This is a genomic window from Halosimplex pelagicum, from assembly GCF_013415905.1.
GTDB classification, from domain to species: Archaea; Halobacteriota; Halobacteria; order Halobacteriales; family Haloarculaceae; genus Halosimplex; species Halosimplex pelagicum.
The window spans coordinates 3512910-3529714 of sequence record NZ_CP058909.1 but is presented as its reverse complement, the minus strand read 5'-3'; the positions used below and the strand labels follow the sequence as shown (position 1 = coordinate 3529714).

Genomic DNA, 16805 nt, shown 5'->3' with positions numbered 1-16805 from the left:
GCTTTTTCGACCGTCTCACTCTCGCCGTTTCTCCGGGGTGGTCCGCATGAAGAAGCCCCTCCGAGAGACGGCCATCTGTCGGTACTGTGGAACGCTCATCACCGACCAGGGAACTCCCTGCCCGGCCCGCGACGTGGGAGTGTGTCGCCCATGAGTCTCGGCAGCCGCAGCTGGCAGCCGAGCGACGACCTCCCGAACCGACTCGGCGGTTCACCGACGTTCTCGATGCCGGACCCCGACGAACTGACCGGCTCGACGCCGTGGGAGCGCGCACAGACCGAGACGGACAGCGGCGGCCCCATCAACGACGCCGAGCGCATGGTCCGACTGAGCGGCTCAGACTACCCTCACAGGGTGACGTGGGCGCTCCAGGGCCGGACGCTGCTGGCCGACTGCGACTGCAAAGCGCACCGGTTCAACGACGGCTGGTGTAGCCACGTCGCGAGTCTCTGGTGGCAGTGGACCCGCGGCCGCATCGTCGTCTCGCACGTCGACACCGGCCGCGACTACCCAGAGCCACCAGCCTGGCTCCGCCTCAACGATGACCCGGACCGCTACGACGACCTTTCTCCCGCCGAACTCGACGCCTACCTGACCTGCGAACTCGGAGGGATGGGCGTCCGCGAGTACGCCGACATGAGCGGCCGTGCGCCCGGTACCGTCGGCAACCTACTCCGCTGGGCTCGGGAGAGCGTCGGAGGTGTCGACCGATGACGGGGGAGGCCCCCACCCCGCCCTCTCACAGAGGTGCGGGGGGGTGTCCGCCACCATACCGTCGACTCGAAACGAACCCAAGGTTCACCGCCCCCCGGATGCGGGGTCACCGAACCCCCGTTTCATCTGTGTCCGCAACGGTCGGCCGATCTGCGGACAGGAGAGCGGCATGAGTTCGTCCGGAAGCCGTCTTCCCGGCGACTCCGAAGCGAACGACCGACACCGAAGCGAGGAGCGCGCAGAGGCCCGACTTTCGGGCGATCTGGCGGACCGTCTCTCCGACTACGTCGACGCTCACGGCGAGGCCAAGGCCGAAGTGGTCCGGAACGCGCTTGACGAGTTCCTCCCGGCGTCCGAGCGCTCACAGTACGTCCTGCCGAGCGACCCCGAGCTGGCGGACGCCTACCTCGCCCTCGCCGGCGACGAGTCCCGGAAGGTGACGGTAGAGGTGGCCGAAGACATCTTCAGCCGGGAGTCGCACCCGAACACGCCGAAGGAACTGATCCGGTCGGAAGTCCTCGACCCGCTGGCGGAGACCGGACTTATCACCGTCCAGTACGGGAAGGTCGGCGTCCACCCGCTCACCGAGCGCGGCGAGATTCTGGAGGACAGCGATGGCGAGTGATGGGTCTGCGCACGGTACTGACCACTCCGGCCCCCTCTGCGCGTTCCCGTACTACGGTGGAAAGACCGCCTACGCCAAGCAGATCGCGGAGAGGATGCCCGCTCACCGTCGCTACGTCGAAGCGTTCGGTGGTGGCGGGAGCGTTCTGCTGAACAAGCCCAGGTCGGATATCGAGGTGTTCAACGACGCCGACGAGAACCTCGTTCGGTTCTTCCGAGTGCTCCGCCACCGAGAGGACGAGCTGCGCGGGTGGCTCGAATCCTGCCCATACGCCCGTGCAGAACATGAGAAGTGGGCGACGCAGTTCTACGGCGCGGGGGAGGTTCCCGACGATCTGGACGATGTGACGCGGGCCGGCCGCTGGTTCGTGTTGCGACACACGCAGTACGGAGCGATCACGAAGTCCCGAAGCGGCTTCTCGACGCCGTACGAACGGAACGAGGCCCGTTCACTCCGGCAGAACGTCGACCGGCTGGACCTGGTGCGCGAGCGATTCGCGGATGTGGTTGTCGAGTGCGACGACTACGCAGCGCTGGCTGACCGCTACGACGGGCCAGATACGTTCTGGTACTTCGACCCGCCGTACGTCGGGAACGAACACGAGTATCTCGGCGAGTTCTCTCACGCGGAGTTCGTCGAGACAGTCGCCGAGCTCGAGGGGGACTGGATGATCTCCTATCGGGAGCTACCCGACGGCCTTCGCGATCTCGCGGAGACGGTCGACGAGTTCGGTGCGACCGACCGGGCGGACGGCGTCAAGAAGGAAACCGAGCGCCTGGTGATGAGCTACGACCCGGGCCAGGTCCGAGCGTTCGCAGAGGCCGAGCAGCGGACTTTATTCGCGGCCACGGACGGCGGCAAAGAGCGTTCAATCGAGCCGGGAACACAGCAACCGGAGGGGTCGCAGTGAGCGGTTACAACCTCCACTTCGACCTCTCTTTCGTTCCGCTCCTCTGTCTGTCGCTTAGCTACTTCGCTGGAGTACTCGGGTTTGAGGGCGCCGTTATCCTCATGTGTCTGTTCGGGTTCCCCTACGGAGGGCCAGCGCGATGATGGCCTATCCCTCCCGGCGTCAGTAAGTCACTCACTCACTTATTCACTCGCTGACAGGTTTTTTACCCGTCGCTGTCCCACTGTTCGCTGTACCACATGACAACTGAAACAGTCGGGCTCTCGCTCACACCGTCTCAGTTAGAGCGACTCAACGAGAAGGCCGCCAGCGACGGCTACGTGAGCCGCTCAGAGTGGGTGCGGGAGAAGTTAGGGCTCGGACCCTTTCGATAGCATGAGCACCGCCAGCAACAGCGAACCCGTCGATCCGCCGACGCCCGAGTCCATCGAGGAACTCGAATCGCTGGACTACAGCGAAAAACAGAGTCTCGCGGCCGATCACGACTATGGCCGCATCGTCGGAACGACCCAGGAGGAGTTAGAGGAGTTTCTGACGGACGCACTCGACCTCGCAGAGCCAGCGGAACAGAGCGAGACGCGCGAGCGAGCGGGAGATTCAGACGAACAGGACGACAGCGAACCAGAGCCAGACAGCGACAGAGACACAGTGAGCAACAGCACCACCGAAAGCGCGAGTACAGGCGAGACAGACGCTATCGAAGTCGGCCACGAGGGGAGCGAGAAGCTTTCCCCCGAAGATGCGCCCGACGACGACGGAACCGCCGTCGAGCCGCCCGATGAACTGGATATGGACGGGATCAGCCCCGACGACTTGGAACCCGACACCGACACGGGTCCGAGTCCCAGCCCCGAAAAGAGTGAAACGCCGAGCGAGACGGCCGAACGACAGGAAGATGGCGACGGCTCGGACGGTCTACTCTCGCGGATCAAGGGCGACGAGAGCAAATCCAGCGAGGAAGTGGTCGAGGACGCCGAAACAGAGGCGGAGCGGGAACGCCGTCGCGAAGTCAAGGATCAGCTATCCGGCTCCATGTCCGGTGGCGAGCAGGGTAGTGATGACCCAGCACCGACCGGTTCGACCCAGCAGGCCGCGGGCATGGTCGTCGACGAGTCGGTGGTCGGCCACCTTATCGCGATGCCGTTCAACACCGCCGCGGCCGCGACGGACAGCGACGCGTGGGAACTGACCGCTCAGGAACGGCAGGCCAACGCGGAGCTTTTCATCGCGATGTGCGACGAGCGCGGGATCGACGTGTCCGAGACCACGATGTTCGCGCTCTCGATGGCCGGTACGTTCTCGTCGAAAGCGATCCAGTACCGGCGAGAGACCAGCGACGAAAGCGACGAACCGGCCGATCCGGGTCCGAGCGGCGAACCTGACCCCGGAGGGTCGCAGGAACAGGTATCCAGTGACGACCAGAGCGAGAGCGGTCAGAGCGGTGAAATCGACTTCGAAGACAGCAGTACGTGGCCCTAACATGGACATGATGCAACAGCTCGCGATGCTCGCGAGTCAGGCGAACGAGACAGCAGAAGAGCGCGCCGACCGTCTCGAAGAGGCGGCGGCCGAATCAGCAGTCGACGCGGGGACGCTCTACGACATCGAGGAGGACCTCCGCCGGCTCGCTCGGGAGAGGCGGGACGCCAACCCCGAGAAGGCACAGCAGATCGAGGCGATGGCACAGCAGTTCGCCCCGATGCTCGGTATCGACCCCAGCCAAGCCGACGAGATCGCGATCAAACTCGGCGGGCAGTTCGCGACAGCCCGGCCACGGGCGACAGCGACGATCGTCCGGTCGCTACACGAGGTTTTCGAAGAGCGAGGGCTGTACGACGAACTCGACGGCGTCGAGACGCCAGCGCTTCCGGAGGGCGAATGATGGACTGGGCGACCGGCGCGGCCAGCTGGGCTACGTCCCAGGGCCCGCCGAACTGGGTGTTCATCGTAGCGCTACTGACGGCGCCGCACAAGTGGACCGACATCATCGTTTCTCGCGCCAGGAAGCGGCTCGGGGGCGAGTGATGCGCCAGCACCCGAACCAGAGACAGGGCGCTTTCGCGGAGCGCTACGTCGCCGAGAGCTACGGTCTCGACCACGCCCCGAATGAGGCGGACTGGTACGACTGCGTTCACCCCCGCAGGACGAAGTACGAGGTGAAGAGCACCCACGAGACGCTCGCCAACGGCGCCACGGGGCGATACAGGGTGTGGGAGGATCAGCACCGATCCCTGACGACAGCGGAGGGCGCTACCGACCAGACGGCCTGGTACGCGTTCGTGCTACTCGACGAGAACGGCGAGGTGGTCGACGTGGTCCGCCGGAAGCCGTCGACCGTGACCGAGATCGTCGGTGGCGAGTGGAACGACGCCGGCCACGCCGAGCGGAACGGCCGCCAGCACAAGATCCCCTGGACGGAGGTGGAGTAGATGGACATCGACCTGAGCGAGATCAGCGTCATCCTCGGACAGAAGAACAGCGGTAAGAGCGTCTTATTCGAGCACCTGCTCTGTCAGACGGAGCGGTACATCTGCCTGGACCCCAACGCCGAACATGGCCCGCCGGGCGCTGTCTACCCGGACTCTCCGGCGGAGGCGCTCCAGTACTGGATGGACGGCGAGACGCAACAGATCATCCGTGAGATGCCCTTTACGGCCGACGAACTCGACAAATGGTGTCGCGTCTTCGGTCAGCTCCAGCGGTGCTATCTGTTCATCGACGAGGTCCACAACTGGATGTCCGCGAACAACATCCCGGACGTGCTCCAGCACCTGATAAAGTGGCACGTGACACACTCTAACTGTGGAATCGTCGTTGCCGCGCACAAGGCCAAGGAGATCCACGACCAGATGTTCACCCAGACGGACAACTATTTCATCTTCAGCTACGGGGAGCACGAGGATGCGAAGTTCAAGCAGGTGAGCATCCCCGACAAGCACCGGGTCACTCAGATGGACCCCAACAGCTACCGGTTCCTGTACTACAAGGACGTGGCTGGTGCGTCGTCGGCAGTCAGAGGGCCGGTGCCGATCCCGGCTCACCTGCAATAGAGATTTTTAGCCGTTTATCGACTCTCGTAGGCGATTCGCTATCATCTTGGCAACGAACAAACGCGTAATACCAAATCCCCGTAAGTGGCTCCTGCATGGCGGAACCAACCGACAACAACGAGAGTTCGGACGACCCCAATGGGCCGTCCAACTCCGGAAGTATCATCGACTGGCTCACTCAGCCGCTCGGCATCGCGTTCGTCGGCGGACTGGGGGCTGCAATCATCGCGGGCTACTACCTCCTCTGAACCATGGCACTCCAAGTTAGCGAACGGAACGCGGTCATCGGTGCAACGGCGGCGGCCGGGCTCCCGGCTGCGACGAACATCCTCGGCCTCGACCTCGAAGACCAGATCGTCGCCCTCGCAGATGCGGTATTTGAGGGAGACACTGGCTCGGCGAGCTTCGTCTCCGGGATCGGGTTCTCCGTTCTCGGCGGCCTGCTCGTGCTCAGCGCGTGGATCGGCCCGCTGAACGGGACCGCCGGCATGATGGCCGTCGGCGCCGGCATGGGCCTGTTCGGCCTCGGCGCCGAGTCCTTCAACGTGGGGGGCAACTGATGTCGGGCGACAAGCTCTCGACCGAACTCAAGTGGTCCATCGACGAGACCAGCGTCCCTGGCGTGCCGAGCGCGGTCCAGCGCTGGGACGTTCCCGACGGCGCGAACGTCACCGTGCGGTCCGGTGTCGTCGCGATCGCGGACTTCCAGACGGCCGCGGCGAACAGCGGCCCGTCCGGGAACAGCGCCGACCCGTCCCGACAGACGCGTATCGCGCTCGGCTATCGCGAACCGAACGACCCGCTCGGCGCCTGGACCGTCTTCACCCAGGAACAGCGGATCGCGCCGTTCAACGACCTCTCGCTGAAGGATCAGCAGTCGTCGGAGAACGCGCAGAACCGCGTCATCACCTTCGATCCCGAGGAAGTCGGATCGGGCAGTTTCACCTTCGAAGACGCGGACGAGATCGCGCTTCTCGTCATCGGCCCCGACGAGGTCGACGGCTCGGACAGCCAGTTCGCGATCCCGATGGAGTTCAACAACGGGTGACCTTCTGATGGCAAGCTCCGAACAGGCGCGGCAGGTCGTGCTCACCGAAGACCAGTTCACCACCCGTCCCTACAGCGCGGGCGAGGAGGGCATCGTCGCGACCGTCCAGGTCCCGAGCAATCAGGTCTGGATGACCGCCCCCGGCCAGCCCATCGAGCTGGCGCTCGTCTCCAAGCAGACGGCGACCGTCGACGAGAACACGGCGGACCAGACCGTCACCCTCGACCCCGAGGCGCCGATGGTCGACTATCTCGATGACCCGACTGCGGGCGAGTACACGGGCAACGCGTACATCGTCGGCTACTTCGACTCGACCGGCGACGGGACGCCCGACACGCAGATCACGGGCTCGTCGACCGTCCAGTTCAACGGGACCTTCAGCGAGGACGGCGACTTCGTCACCAGTTTCGAGGTCGACGACACCAGCGGCGACGCCGGAACCAAGGACTGCGAGTTCTACGTGGTCCAGCGCTACGGGATCAGCACGATCCAGAAGCGTTCGGCCGGCGCCGGGAACGTCTCGCAGTCGCTCAAGTCCGAGGACTCCGTCCGCTACGCGTTCGCGAGTCCGAACGACCCCAGCGCCGACCGACAGGTGACGTGGGACGCGACGATGGGCGGGATGCGCGGGATCCTCCCGCCGAAGTACTCGCTCGACATCGTGTTCTACGACAACACCGAGGGCGTCGCTCTCGACTCCGACCGCGCCGACAACCTCACGATCGCGCTGCCGGTCAAGCAGCGCGGTCTGAAGGAGGACGAGGACCCCGGAGACCTCCGGCGCAAGGTCGCGAACAGCATGACGGAGCTGTAGGAGGCCCCCATCATGGCTTTTGAAGGCGATCCGAACGCGACCGGGAGCGGCTGCACCGACTGCGAGACCACCACGAGCGCGAGCACCAGCGGCGTCAACATCGTCGAGGCGGCCGACCGAGTCTCGACGATCATGGCGCCGTTCACCAACCTGATCGCGGTGCTGGTCAACGCGCTCACCGCCTACACCCTGGTCAAGAAACTATGAGCGAAACTCAGAAATTCGGCAGCGTCGGGGTCGACGAGGCGACCGAGCGGCTCATCCGCGAGTACTTCCCCGAGTACCCGGACAGCACCGTTCGGCAGCTCCTCGCCGACCCGCAGACGGCGCTGACGGCCGCGCTCTTGCGAGAGATGCGCGGCGACACCATGGACATCGAGACGGACAGCAACAGCCGCGACACCGCGCGCTACTACGCGGACCAGTACACCGTGACGAGCGACGGTCCCCGTCAGGACGACGAGGAACCGGAGAACGTCGACGGAACGGAGATCGACCTCGGGTTCGCCGTCGACACCTGGGATCTGCGGTTCGATGAGGACATCGTCGTCGCGTGGAAGGCGCCGAACCGCCGGCATCGCGAAGTCAAGTACCGAGCGAGCGACAGCCCCGTCGTCGGGAAAGAAGCCCGGAGTCGGTACATCTGGGTCTGGCGAGCGGACAGCGCCAGCGCCGACGCGACGCTCTACCTGGAGGGAGACACCGATGGCTGAGTCTCGACCGGAGATAGTCACTTTCGATGTCCCCGATCAGTCTCCCCCGGGGAACTCGATCTCCGTCACGATCAACATCGGGAACAGCAGCAAGGATCCCCTCCCGCAGAGCGGCACGTGCATGAGCGGCGCGTGGGGCTTTGGGCACGTCGCCTGGAACAACCCATGGCGGCTGTATCTCGACGGTACGAAGGTCGCAGAGGGTTCTATCTGTACGGACCGACCTGATGGGAACCCAAACAAGGCCGTCACTGAACGGGTGCGGCTGAACAACACGACCGGCGAGCAGCGACTCCGGCTTGAAGTCCTGAAAGTCCCGGAGAAGACGGTTTACGACGAACAAATAGCGCCGATCTCCGTTTCGAGCGAGTCGAGCGATCCGGCGATCCCCGACTCAGATGGGTCATCTCTCACCGAGATTCTCCAGCCGATCGCGGATTCGCTCGGAACGTCGGTGAAGATCGTCGCCGTCGGAGCAGCACTCGGTATCATCGCGTTCTTGGTGATCTAAGATGTGGCCTGCACTCATCAGCGGGGCTCGTACCCTCGCAACGGCACTCGGTGGCGCACAGGTAGCTAACTGGCTCGGACTCGGCGGGAGTTCCGGGAGCGGCTCGTCGATGCTGCCGCTCGCGATCGTCGCGGTCGCGGCAGTGGTCCTGGTGGTGGTTCTCCGTGGGTAGGTCCGGTGACGGGACCGGCGACGGATATATCGACGGAACAGCCAAAGAGGCGTTCACGTACCACGTCGAGTTGGGCGATACGAGCCACTTCGAGGCCGCCGCACAGGCCGCCAACGAGGTGGGCGCCGTCTGGTATCCGAGCGAATCCAGTTCTGTGCTGAAAGACAAGGAACTTCAGGAATTCAACGCGCTACTGGAGTCGCCTGTTCCGAGGGATTATGTCTCCCTTGGTGACACGGGCACTCTCATCGCAACGTCGAATCAGAAAAGCCAGTTTGCAAGTATCCTGGGCACCGGATTCACCTTCGCTAGAAAAGTAGCCGAGGGCGACGCTGACGGCGACGGAACCAGCAACGAGCAAGAGATGACGCAACTCGTCAACGACCGGAAACACCCGGATGCTGACGGCGGTGGCGGTGACAACGGCGACGGGCAGGATGGACTCAACGGTCTACTCAGTGGTCTGCCTGTCCCCGAACTACTCCCCGGCATAGGCCCGTTTGGAAGCAAGACCACGACGCTGTTAGCGGCCGTTCTGGTGTTGGCGGTGATCTCGACGGTGACTGGTGGTTGATATGAACGTGGGTTTGGGAACTATCGCAGCGTTGCTGTCGGTGCTGGTCGCGATCGAGATAGCACAACTGGGCGTCCTCGGTTCGACATGGGTCCGGTCGCGGCACAACGAGCATCGGTTAGATGCCCTGCTAAATTCACTGGGTATCGACCCTGAAGACGCACCGAGTTATGAAGTAGAGGCAGTACCAGACGGAGGTATTCAGGATGACTGATTCCATCGGTGGCCGCGGCCTCAACGCCCGTAGCGGGCGGCTTGTCGGCGGTTTCAACGTGGCCCCAACTGCATCATTTGCCGCGCCGAGTCGGATACTCTCTGGGATAGAGAGCCCCCAATTCGACGCGAGCGGGTCGAGTGACCCGGACAACGACCCACTTAGCTACGCGTGGGACTTCACGAGCGACGGTAACATAGACGCCAACGGACAGACCACCACGCACACCTTCGATTCAACCGGCAGCTACGACACCACACTCACCGCTTCGGACGGGTCTGTATCGGACACAGAGACGCAATCCGTCACTGTCCAGACGCCGATAGTCGATGACTTTGAGCGCGGTAACGTCGACCCGTGGGAGGCCGGCCCGAAAGACGAGACGGACGGCACCAACGCAACAGCCGGAGTCGACACTAATCGGGTGTTTGAGGGCACGTATTCCTTCAAATTCAAGTGCGCGGACAGTGACTCGCACAACGTTGTTCACCAACTAACGACCGACGCGCTCACCACCCGTCCAGTGAAGGGCGACAGGTTCCGATTCACCACAAAAACGGTCGGTGATCCGAAGGACTACACGGCTCAACTCGGTCGAGTCGACTCCAACAACCAAATCAGGATCAATCTCTCGTTTCAGGATAGCGCTTTTGCGATCCAGAAACAGGTGGACGGGACCTTTACCACAATCGACAGCGTTAGCCTCTCTCTCCCGTTGGATGCGTGGCTCACTACGGAAGCCGACTGGGGCGAAGATGACACGCTCACCGCCACTCTCACCGACGAAACGGATGGATCTGAGCTCGCTTCTGTGACCGGTTCGGTGCCGGATCTCTCCGGAGAGTTTGGGATTATCGGGACCTCAGTGGGGAGTGAGGGTAGCGGCGACACTGGCCACTGGACGGATCGGATCGAGATCATCGGGTGAGATGCCACCCTGGAGGATATTTTTATCGCTTATCCATCGGTGGTCGTGTCCGGTTCCTGGCGTAGAGTCGGACAGATCCAGGCCGATCACACCCCGGTTCACCCCCGAATGACCCCAAGATTCTAGGATTTCTGACCGCAAAGGAGAAATACCGGACATGAACTTAGAGAGCTACCCTGACGACGACGGGATGAAAGTGTGGCTGTCCGAGCGAGAGGTGGGCCAGCTACTCGACCAATTCGACGACACGGAGAAGCGGATCGCGATGGGGCTGGGTGTGCGGTGCGGGCTCCGGTCCGACGAGGTGGTCCGCGTCGCGCCCGATCACGTTGCCGACACCGATGCCGGGCGGATGCTCCGCGTGTGGCGGAGCGCGAAGACCGACAAGTACCGCGAGACGCCGATCCCGCCGAACCTCGCCACTACCATCCGGACGGTCGGGGACGTGCGTGACGAGCCGACAGACGCGCCTGTGGTCGACGTGAGCACGCGGACCCTCCGGCGGTGGACGGCGGCCGCCACCGACGAGCTGCTCGACGAGACCGAGGAACCCGGCTGGGAGTACGTCGGCTTTCACGATCTCCGGCGGACCTGGGCGACGAGTCTCCGAAGCGAGGACGTGGATGCCATGGTCGTCTGCGACTGGGGAGGCTGGGACGATCTGGAGACGTTCCTCGACCACTACCGCGGGACGCACTCTCCCGAGGCACAGCGGCGGGAGCGTGAGAAAGTCACATGGCTATAATCGGCAACTGTACTTATTGAGACGACGACAGTTCAGAATAAACGGTTTCAACATCAGAGTGTATTGTTCACTTCCAGTGTGGAGCAGACCCTTGATCATCGACAATTTCGGACAGTGTTCGGTCCTTAATCTCCGACTCTATCCGGATGATTTCTTCAATACATTGATCTTCTTCAACAGTTGTATCATAGTATAGATCACCAGTTAGCGAGATTGTTTGGATTTCATATTCATCAGAATGGATCGACCCTTCTTGATGAGCGCGAAATACAACTCTAAGCGGAATGATTTCTTGAGCATATTGGGACGGATCCTCTTCATTTCCAATCATCAATGGAGATATGAAATCATGGGGTTCATGATCGGGCGGCAATAGATCGCCCGTTTCTCTGGAGAACAATGTCCTAATATCTCGGTTGTCGTTTATTATTGGGTGAGTTGATAGATCCAGACCAGGGTCTGGATGCATATATTGCATTTCGTCCCCATCCTCTCCATAAACTCCAAATAATAGTTCCCAATCAATTCTGAGGTTTTTCGCTATTCCAGGACCATAGTTCGTTAATCTAATCCATAGATGTTCTGCATCCCTTACCCAATCAATCCCCTCAAGTAAACCTGAATCGACTTCATCTCTGTCCCCGCCCTCAAATTCCCGCTTTATATCCCATCGATTCACAACGATTGAGGAATCATGCTTTGCAGTTTCAATTTTAGTCTGTAAGTCTAACAAATCTTCTTGATTACTCTGAATCTTAGCCTGACGGTAATACAAAAGGACAAGAGAGGCAGATAGTGTAACCGAGGCTAACGCTTGTAACTCATCAGTGATATGGCCGTGTTTAGACGCTAGTAAGAGCGGCTAAATGCCTAACTTACTAGGAAGTGAAGCGGCAAGACGAGTTTGTGTCCACCAAACTCAGCCGCTTCACTGATCGGGTTGTCTCGCTTGCTCAAAAAGCCGTCGTCGGCGAGCCAGATCCAGCGTTCGAAGACGGTGACGGCGGGTACGCAGATTGGGTGATCGTGGCGATTCACAGCCTCCGCGAATACTTAGATCACACGTATCGGCGGCTGCTGGACGTACTTCACGAGATGCGTGGAATTGTCGCTCAACTCGACCTAGCGGTGGCTGAGCTGCCTGATTTTACCACCGTGTGTACGCGAAAGCAGGATCTCGAAATGCGGATCTGGCGCGTCTTGTTGCGGTTGTCGGCGGAGTTGCACGATCTCGGCAATGTTCAGGCGATCGACGCAACCGGCATGGATCGGATAGCTGCCAGCCAACACTACGCAAAACGGACGAATTACACGTTCGAGGCGGTGAAAACGACGCTCCTCAGTGATTGCGAGACTGGTGCGATCCTCGATATACATTGCTCGATGAAACAACCGCACGATTCCAAGATCGGCTGGCAAATGGTCAAACGCAATCTCGACAAACTGAACATTCTTACCGCTGACAAAGGCTACGATTGGTGGCTCCTTCGCCAAAGGTTGCGATCTGAAGGCGTGAAACCGGTGATCAAGCACCGCGAATTCGGCTGGCACGGCATCGCCAACAATCTTTTGCAAGATGATACGATCTACCATCAACGCTCGAACGCCGAATCCACATTTTTCGCGCTGCGCCGCAAATACGGCGAGATCGTTCGTGCGCGAACGTGGTTTGGTCAGTTCCGCGAACTCGTTCTGAAATGCGCGGTCAGAAACATCGAACTGAGCGTCAGCCACTCACGACCATGAAATCACGCGTCTAAACAAGGCCCAGTGATATCAATTCCATTTCTATAGGAGTGTAAAAGTAAATAGGAAAATGACGAAACAAAGATTATTGCAAGAAGATGTATGATTCTCCCTAGAATCACTTGCTTTGTGGTCCTAAAGGCTCTACTCACAAGTCTCCAAATACGATAAGCGAGAGGAATTTTGTGCAGATGTTCTTTAATCATGTCTCAGTAATTGGTACTACAGTCGTTATCTTCTAAGCATTCGGTCACCAGGCGGCCACGGCCGATTGTTCGCGTCGATCTCGCCGTCGAGGTAGAGCTTCCCGTCCCGGGTCAGCACGAACATATCGCCGTGCAGCTGGCCGACGAACCCGGTGTGCCGTAGCTTCTCGATTCGCTCCCGCACGTGCCCCTTTGAGCAAGAGATCCGGCTTTCACGGGCGAGCATCTTTGGTGTTGACCAGCCCTCCCGGCTCAGCGTTTCCAAAATCCGTTCATCCAACTGTTTCATCCAAAATGCCGACTTTCTCTTTCGCATATTTTAGGCCTGCTCGTGGTTCTCCCCTACGGTTGGTCCGTTGTCTTCAACATCCGAGCCCACGCGATCGGGCGAATCTTCCGCGGTGTCCAGTTTGCCCTCTAAGTACATCTCTCCCCTATCTGTGATAGTGTAAACTCCCCGCCCGAGATTTCGAAGTAGCCCATGATTAACCAATTTTTGACACCTTTGAGAGATGTACGAACTCGTATACCGAACGAAACCGCTTTTTGCCATCTCTGACGGGCTTGCAGTCTCTTCGTCGTATAGATATTCGAGGATTCTATCGTCAGCGAGGACCATCCAATCCCCCGAATAGCGTTTCGACATTGTTAGTAAGTGAGTTATTGAGCCAGATCCGATTATACCACCGATTAGGTGATATATTACGCTGAATAATTGGTGGTATAACACCTACCAGTAAATATATTAAGCGCCGGTTAATCAATAACTTACGCATGTCACGCTACGTGACCGTGTCCGTCTCCATGCCACCGGAGATGGCCGACGGAATCGATGAAGAGGCCGATAAATACGACATGGACCTCGCGCCGTACGTCCGGCAGATACTGCGCGAGCACACCGGGACGCCGTTCACCTGTCCGAACGTCGTCGTCGGCGTCGACGAAAACCACGAGGAAGGTCGTCGGAAAGAGGGGGCTGCCTAAACTATGTCCAGTAGCACGCAGGCCCCCGCTTTCGATACTGATGCGAGCGAGCAAAAGAGTGACGACGAGGAGGAAGGCCCATGAGCGGCGACACGGACCCGCGAGAGGCGCCGACGCCCGGCGAGGCGTGGGAGGCCATGGAAGAGTCCCTCGCGGTCGAGAAGCGCCAGGCGGACGCGCTCGAAGCGCTCGCGGACCAGACGCGCGTTCAGAACGCCGTCACTCTGGAACTCGTTCACGAACTGACCGCCCTTCGCCGTCTCCAGGCGGGGGATCGTCCCTTCGAGTTTTCAGCGGAGGGGAAGGCCGGTGCGGTGGAGGATCGCGCACTGGAGCTGGCCGAGCGCGTCGACCTCGACGCCGTCGACCTGTGGACCGACGAGGAGCCGCTGACCGACGGCGGCGCTGTCGAGATCGCGGAGTCGCGAGACGAGAAGGTGACCGTCGAAGAGCCCTACGTCGTCATCGAGACCGACGATCGCGACGGCTGGCTCGTCGCCATCGACGCGAAAGTGACTGAGTCGGGCGACCTGCGGTACACCAACCCCGACGGCAGGCACGGGGCGCTGAAACGGGAGCACTGGGAGGCTGCCGAAGAGAAACCCCCGGAGTCGATCGTCAGCATGTACGACGACGGCGCTTTCGGCGGCGGTGCGGAGGAACTCCTACGAGGCCTTTCGGATGACCCGAGTGGTGAACGATGAGAGGGACGTACCGCTTCTGTCCCCACTGCGGTACCCGTCTCGTCGCTCGGTCCAGCCGGACCGGAGTCCCGAGCTACGAGTGTCCGGACTGTTCGGGTGGTCGACGGTGACCGACGACGACATCGAACTCACGGTGAAGATGACCCGCGGCGGCGACTCGGGCAACAAGGAGACGATGAAGGCCACCGTCTCCGCCCCCGACGTGGAGACGCTCGACGATCGCGTCACCGACCTCCGCGAGCGGATGGAGGAGTGGTCGCTCCAGTGGCGAAACATCCAGCCCGACGAGGAGCGGCTACTCGCGGACGATCAGTCGAGACTCAGCGAGACAGAGGCATGACCGATCGCTCGACAGACGGCACTGAGCGAACGGAGTGCTGGAAGTGCGGCCACCAGCGCCTCATCTACGAGGCCTGCCCCGAGTGCGGGGCCCTTGGGAGTGATCGCGATGTCTGAGGACGAGAGTGAACAGCTGTCCCCTGAGGAGTTAGTCGACAAGTGGCGACGGTGGGCGGAGGAGAACGACGACTTGACGGACTTTCACCAGGGGGCACGCGAAGCGTTCCGTACGTGTGCCGATGACTTGGAACGCTCATTACAGACGGGAGGTGAACGGTGACCGACGGCCCGGATCTTCGCCCTCGCGAGGCGTGGTCCCGATACGTCGACCGCAAGCGTCCCGAGCGGACGGAGCGGTCGATGAAGGCGATCTACTACCGTCTCCGGCTGTTCGTCGAGTGGTGCGAGGACCAGGGGATCGACCGCGTCAGCGAGCTCAACGGCTGGCACTTCGAGCAGTACGAGACGGCCCGCCGCGGCCGCGACGTGACGGTGATGACTCTCGGGAAGGAGATGGGGACGCTCCGCCGGTTCATCGAGTACCTGGAGCGCATCGAGGCTGTCGACGACAGTCTCGCCGAGAAGGTCCCGGACATCCACATCCCGAAGGAGGCCAAGAGCAGCGACAAGAAGCTCGCCGCTGCCGACGCCCTCCGGCTACTCGACTACTACCGGGACCACCAGCGGGGAACCCGGACCCACGCGTTCCTTGAGCTGGCCTGGAGTACGGCAGCCCGCCTCGGTGCGCTTCGAGCACTCGACCGCCAGGACTTCGACGCCGACGAGCAGCTCGTCGAGTTCCATCACCGCCCGGAGTCGGGCACCCCGCTCAAGAACAAGTCCGACGGTGAGCGCGTCGTCGGGCTGCCGGCCGAGTCGGCCGACGCGATCGCGGAGTATCTCGACGGAGACCGTTGGGACACACGCGACGAGCACGGCCGCGAGCCGCTGCTGACGACGCGCGAGGGCCGACCGAGTGTCAACACCGTCCGAGTGGTCTCCTATCGGGTGACCCAGCCGTGCAACTACGGGGAGTGCCCGCACAACCACGAGATCCCGACCTGCGACTTCCGGGAGCCGAACCACGAGAGCAAGTGCCCGTCGAGCCGGTCGCCCCACCAGATCCGAACCGGCTCGATCAGCTGGCAACTCGACTGCGGCGTCCCGATCGAGATCGTCAGCGAGCGGGCGAACGTCGCCCGGCGGACCCTGGAACAGCACTACGACAAGACGGAGCCGCGCGAGCGGATGGAACAGCGCCGTCGGCCGCACCTCGAAAAGCTGTCCTTCGAACCAGAGCCATGAACCCACCAGTTCACCCCGAACACGACCAGTCGAATAGCACCGGAATAGCCGGCTCAGACCGAGAGTATTCGGTTCCCGCCCGAACCCACTGTCCTGTCGCGAACGACTCCGTGAGCGACAGGACCGTTCGTGAGGGCGATTTGAACCCTGGAAGACGCGCAGCAGAGTGAGCGAAGCGAACGAGCGCGTCTTCCTCCGGTTCAACATCCGCCCGAACCCATCTACTCGGCCGTTCGCTACCGTTTTCAGCGAGGGAGTCGGGACCCGGAACGAATGCCAGAGGGGGAGTACTACGGGTATACGGCCGACCAACTGCGGATAATCGCGGGAACGACGATAGCGCTCACGCTCGCGCCGCTCGTGTTCTCGCCGGTCGACGGCCGGGGACTCGACCGGGTCGCGTTCGCGCTCGGCTGCGGCCTGCTCGCGACGCTCACGGGACTCGCTCTCCAGGGGCTCTAACCGAGCACGAACCTCCGGTATCAGTACTTACAACCCGCCAC

The 16805-nt window shown here is 61.6% G+C and carries 26 protein-coding genes; 24 read left to right on the top strand and 2 right to left on the bottom strand.

The window, feature by feature from the left end:
- Positions 1-150: 150 nt before the first annotated feature.
- The 18 genes from HZS54_RS17760 to HZS54_RS17675 all read left to right on the top strand — a co-directional run bounded on the left by HZS54_RS17760 (position 151) and on the right by HZS54_RS17675 (position 11018).
- Entirely contained in the window at positions 151-714 is a 564-nt protein-coding gene (locus HZS54_RS17760) for an SWIM zinc finger family protein (RefSeq protein WP_179918413.1), read from the top strand.
- 169 nt (positions 715-883) lie between these two features.
- Entirely contained in the window at positions 884-1339 is a 456-nt protein-coding gene (locus tag HZS54_RS17755) for a hypothetical protein (protein WP_179918412.1), read from the top strand.
- Positions 1329-2249 carry a DNA adenine methylase gene (locus HZS54_RS17750; RefSeq protein WP_179918411.1) on the top strand — a complete coding sequence of 307 codons (921 nt, stop codon included), beginning with the start codon at positions 1329-1331 and terminating at the stop codon, positions 2247-2249. Before HZS54_RS17755 ends, HZS54_RS17750 begins: the two co-directional genes overlap by 11 nt.
- A 375-nt stretch (positions 2250-2624) precedes the next feature.
- Positions 2625-3728, top strand: coding sequence for a hypothetical protein (locus tag HZS54_RS17745; protein WP_179918410.1), 1104 nt, complete (start codon positions 2625-2627; stop codon positions 3726-3728).
- Position 3729: 1 nt separating this feature from the next.
- On the top strand, positions 3730-4131 hold the full coding sequence (locus HZS54_RS17740) for a hypothetical protein (RefSeq protein WP_179918409.1): 402 nt from the start codon (positions 3730-3732) through the stop codon (positions 4129-4131).
- A gap of 142 nt (positions 4132-4273) precedes the next feature.
- Positions 4274-4678 (top strand): PD-(D/E)XK family putative nuclease, encoded by a 405-nt coding sequence (locus tag HZS54_RS17735; RefSeq protein WP_179918408.1) that lies wholly within the window; start codon positions 4274-4276, stop codon positions 4676-4678.
- Positions 4679-5299 carry a hypothetical protein gene (locus HZS54_RS17730; RefSeq protein WP_179918407.1) on the top strand — a complete coding sequence of 207 codons (621 nt, stop codon included), beginning with the start codon at positions 4679-4681 and terminating at the stop codon, positions 5297-5299.
- Between the two features lie 95 nt (positions 5300-5394).
- Entirely contained in the window at positions 5395-5547 is a 153-nt protein-coding gene (locus tag HZS54_RS17725) for a hypothetical protein (protein WP_179918406.1), read from the top strand.
- Positions 5548-5550: 3 nt separating this feature from the next.
- A complete protein-coding gene (locus HZS54_RS17720) occupies positions 5551-5859 on the top strand; it encodes a hypothetical protein (protein ID WP_179918405.1) in 309 nt (102 codons plus the stop codon).
- A complete protein-coding gene (locus tag HZS54_RS17715; RefSeq protein ID WP_179918404.1) occupies positions 5859-6347 on the top strand; it encodes a hypothetical protein in 489 nt (162 codons plus the stop codon). The genes HZS54_RS17720 and HZS54_RS17715 overlap by 1 nt, the downstream gene beginning before the upstream one ends.
- Before the next feature lie 7 nt (positions 6348-6354).
- Positions 6355-7161, top strand: a complete 807-nt coding sequence (locus HZS54_RS17710) for a hypothetical protein (protein WP_179918403.1) — start codon at positions 6355-6357, stop codon at positions 7159-7161.
- Positions 7162-7173: 12 nt separating this feature from the next.
- Positions 7174-7368: a hypothetical protein gene (locus HZS54_RS17705; protein ID WP_179918402.1), complete on the top strand. Its 195-nt coding sequence runs from the start codon at positions 7174-7176 to the stop codon at positions 7366-7368.
- The gene (locus HZS54_RS17700) at positions 7365-7874 is read left to right on the top strand and encodes a hypothetical protein (RefSeq protein ID WP_179918401.1); all 510 of its coding nucleotides are present in this window, start codon (positions 7365-7367) and stop codon (positions 7872-7874) included. Before HZS54_RS17705 ends, HZS54_RS17700 begins: the two co-directional genes overlap by 4 nt.
- Entirely contained in the window at positions 7867-8385 is a 519-nt protein-coding gene (locus tag HZS54_RS17695) for a hypothetical protein (RefSeq protein WP_179918400.1), read from the top strand. Before HZS54_RS17700 ends, HZS54_RS17695 begins: the two co-directional genes overlap by 8 nt.
- Before the next feature lie 164 nt (positions 8386-8549).
- Complete coding sequence (locus HZS54_RS17690) at positions 8550-9131, top strand: hypothetical protein (protein ID WP_179918399.1); 582 nt, start codon at positions 8550-8552, stop codon at positions 9129-9131.
- A gap of 1 nt (position 9132) precedes the next feature.
- Complete coding sequence (locus HZS54_RS17685) at positions 9133-9345, top strand: hypothetical protein (RefSeq protein ID WP_179923058.1); 213 nt, start codon at positions 9133-9135, stop codon at positions 9343-9345.
- Entirely contained in the window at positions 9338-10273 is a 936-nt protein-coding gene (locus HZS54_RS17680) for a PKD domain-containing protein (RefSeq protein WP_179918398.1), read from the top strand. Before HZS54_RS17685 ends, HZS54_RS17680 begins: the two co-directional genes overlap by 8 nt.
- Positions 10274-10430: 157 nt before the next feature.
- Complete coding sequence (locus tag HZS54_RS17675) at positions 10431-11018, top strand: site-specific integrase (RefSeq protein ID WP_179918397.1); 588 nt, start codon at positions 10431-10433, stop codon at positions 11016-11018.
- A gap of 67 nt (positions 11019-11085) precedes the next feature.
- Here HZS54_RS17675 and HZS54_RS17670 read toward each other — a convergent pair whose 3' ends face one another.
- Positions 11086-11697 carry a hypothetical protein gene (locus tag HZS54_RS17670; RefSeq protein WP_179918396.1) on the bottom strand — a complete coding sequence of 204 codons (612 nt, stop codon included), beginning with the start codon at positions 11695-11697 and terminating at the stop codon, positions 11086-11088.
- A 206-nt stretch (positions 11698-11903) separates the two neighbouring features.
- Here HZS54_RS17670 and HZS54_RS17665 point away from each other — a divergent pair, with 206 nt between their 5' ends.
- Positions 11904-12764, top strand: a complete 861-nt coding sequence (locus HZS54_RS17665; RefSeq protein WP_179918395.1) for an IS5 family transposase — start codon at positions 11904-11906, stop codon at positions 12762-12764.
- A gap of 231 nt (positions 12765-12995) precedes the next feature.
- Here the strand turns inward: HZS54_RS17665 and HZS54_RS17660 are convergent, their stop codons facing one another.
- Positions 12996-13259: a hypothetical protein gene (locus HZS54_RS17660; RefSeq protein WP_246391685.1), complete on the bottom strand. Its 264-nt coding sequence runs from the start codon at positions 13257-13259 to the stop codon at positions 12996-12998.
- A 485-nt stretch (positions 13260-13744) separates the two neighbouring features.
- Here HZS54_RS17660 and HZS54_RS17655 point away from each other — a divergent pair, with 485 nt between their 5' ends.
- The 5 genes from HZS54_RS17655 (at position 13745) to HZS54_RS17630 (ending at position 16764) form a co-directional block, all read left to right on the top strand.
- Positions 13745-13954, top strand: coding sequence for a CopG family transcriptional regulator (locus tag HZS54_RS17655; protein ID WP_179918393.1), 210 nt, complete (start codon positions 13745-13747; stop codon positions 13952-13954).
- Positions 13955-14034: 80 nt separating this feature from the next.
- Entirely contained in the window at positions 14035-14658 is a 624-nt protein-coding gene (locus tag HZS54_RS17650) for a hypothetical protein (RefSeq protein WP_179918392.1), read from the top strand.
- A gap of 106 nt (positions 14659-14764) precedes the next feature.
- Positions 14765-14998, top strand: coding sequence for a DUF7389 domain-containing protein (locus tag HZS54_RS17640; RefSeq protein ID WP_246391684.1), 234 nt, complete (start codon positions 14765-14767; stop codon positions 14996-14998).
- Positions 14999-15273: 275 nt separating this feature from the next.
- On the top strand, positions 15274-16302 hold the full coding sequence (locus tag HZS54_RS17635) for a tyrosine-type recombinase/integrase (RefSeq protein ID WP_246391683.1): 1029 nt from the start codon (positions 15274-15276) through the stop codon (positions 16300-16302).
- A gap of 273 nt (positions 16303-16575) precedes the next feature.
- On the top strand, positions 16576-16764 hold the full coding sequence (locus HZS54_RS17630; protein ID WP_179918390.1) for a hypothetical protein: 189 nt from the start codon (positions 16576-16578) through the stop codon (positions 16762-16764).
- The last annotated feature ends 41 nt before the right edge of the window (positions 16765-16805 follow it).

What these genes read in the sequence shown, in the direction of transcription:
- HZS54_RS17760 (WP_179918413.1), top strand. Translation starts at nt 151, where the DNA reads ATGAGTCTCGGCAGCCGCAGCTGGCAGCCGAGCGACGACCTCCCGAAC.
- HZS54_RS17755 (WP_179918412.1), top strand. Translation starts at nt 884, where the DNA reads ATGAGTTCGTCCGGAAGCCGTCTTCCCGGCGACTCCGAAGCGAACGAC.
- HZS54_RS17750 (WP_179918411.1), top strand. Translation starts at nt 1,329, where the DNA reads ATGGCGAGTGATGGGTCTGCGCACGGTACTGACCACTCCGGCCCCCTC.
- HZS54_RS17745 (WP_179918410.1), top strand. Translation starts at nt 2,625, where the DNA reads ATGAGCACCGCCAGCAACAGCGAACCCGTCGATCCGCCGACGCCCGAG.
- HZS54_RS17740 (WP_179918409.1), top strand. Translation starts at nt 3,730, where the DNA reads ATGGACATGATGCAACAGCTCGCGATGCTCGCGAGTCAGGCGAACGAG.
- HZS54_RS17735 (WP_179918408.1), top strand. Translation starts at nt 4,274, where the DNA reads ATGCGCCAGCACCCGAACCAGAGACAGGGCGCTTTCGCGGAGCGCTAC.
- HZS54_RS17730 (WP_179918407.1), top strand. Translation starts at nt 4,679, where the DNA reads ATGGACATCGACCTGAGCGAGATCAGCGTCATCCTCGGACAGAAGAAC.
- HZS54_RS17725 (WP_179918406.1), top strand. Translation starts at nt 5,395, where the DNA reads ATGGCGGAACCAACCGACAACAACGAGAGTTCGGACGACCCCAATGGG.
- HZS54_RS17720 (WP_179918405.1), top strand. Translation starts at nt 5,551, where the DNA reads ATGGCACTCCAAGTTAGCGAACGGAACGCGGTCATCGGTGCAACGGCG.
- HZS54_RS17715 (WP_179918404.1), top strand. Translation starts at nt 5,859, where the DNA reads ATGTCGGGCGACAAGCTCTCGACCGAACTCAAGTGGTCCATCGACGAG.
- HZS54_RS17710 (WP_179918403.1), top strand. Translation starts at nt 6,355, where the DNA reads ATGGCAAGCTCCGAACAGGCGCGGCAGGTCGTGCTCACCGAAGACCAG.
- HZS54_RS17705 (WP_179918402.1), top strand. Translation starts at nt 7,174, where the DNA reads ATGGCTTTTGAAGGCGATCCGAACGCGACCGGGAGCGGCTGCACCGAC.
- HZS54_RS17700 (WP_179918401.1), top strand. Translation starts at nt 7,365, where the DNA reads ATGAGCGAAACTCAGAAATTCGGCAGCGTCGGGGTCGACGAGGCGACC.
- HZS54_RS17695 (WP_179918400.1), top strand. Translation starts at nt 7,867, where the DNA reads ATGGCTGAGTCTCGACCGGAGATAGTCACTTTCGATGTCCCCGATCAG.
- HZS54_RS17685 (WP_179923058.1), top strand. Translation starts at nt 9,133, where the DNA reads ATGAACGTGGGTTTGGGAACTATCGCAGCGTTGCTGTCGGTGCTGGTC.
- HZS54_RS17680 (WP_179918398.1), top strand. Translation starts at nt 9,338, where the DNA reads ATGACTGATTCCATCGGTGGCCGCGGCCTCAACGCCCGTAGCGGGCGG.
- HZS54_RS17675 (WP_179918397.1), top strand. Translation starts at nt 10,431, where the DNA reads ATGAACTTAGAGAGCTACCCTGACGACGACGGGATGAAAGTGTGGCTG.
- HZS54_RS17660 (WP_246391685.1), bottom strand. Translation starts at nt 13,259, where the DNA reads ATGAAACAGTTGGATGAACGGATTTTGGAAACGCTGAGCCGGGAGGGC.
- HZS54_RS17655 (WP_179918393.1), top strand. Translation starts at nt 13,745, where the DNA reads ATGTCACGCTACGTGACCGTGTCCGTCTCCATGCCACCGGAGATGGCC.
- HZS54_RS17650 (WP_179918392.1), top strand. Translation starts at nt 14,035, where the DNA reads ATGAGCGGCGACACGGACCCGCGAGAGGCGCCGACGCCCGGCGAGGCG.
- HZS54_RS17630 (WP_179918390.1), top strand. Translation starts at nt 16,576, where the DNA reads ATGCCAGAGGGGGAGTACTACGGGTATACGGCCGACCAACTGCGGATA.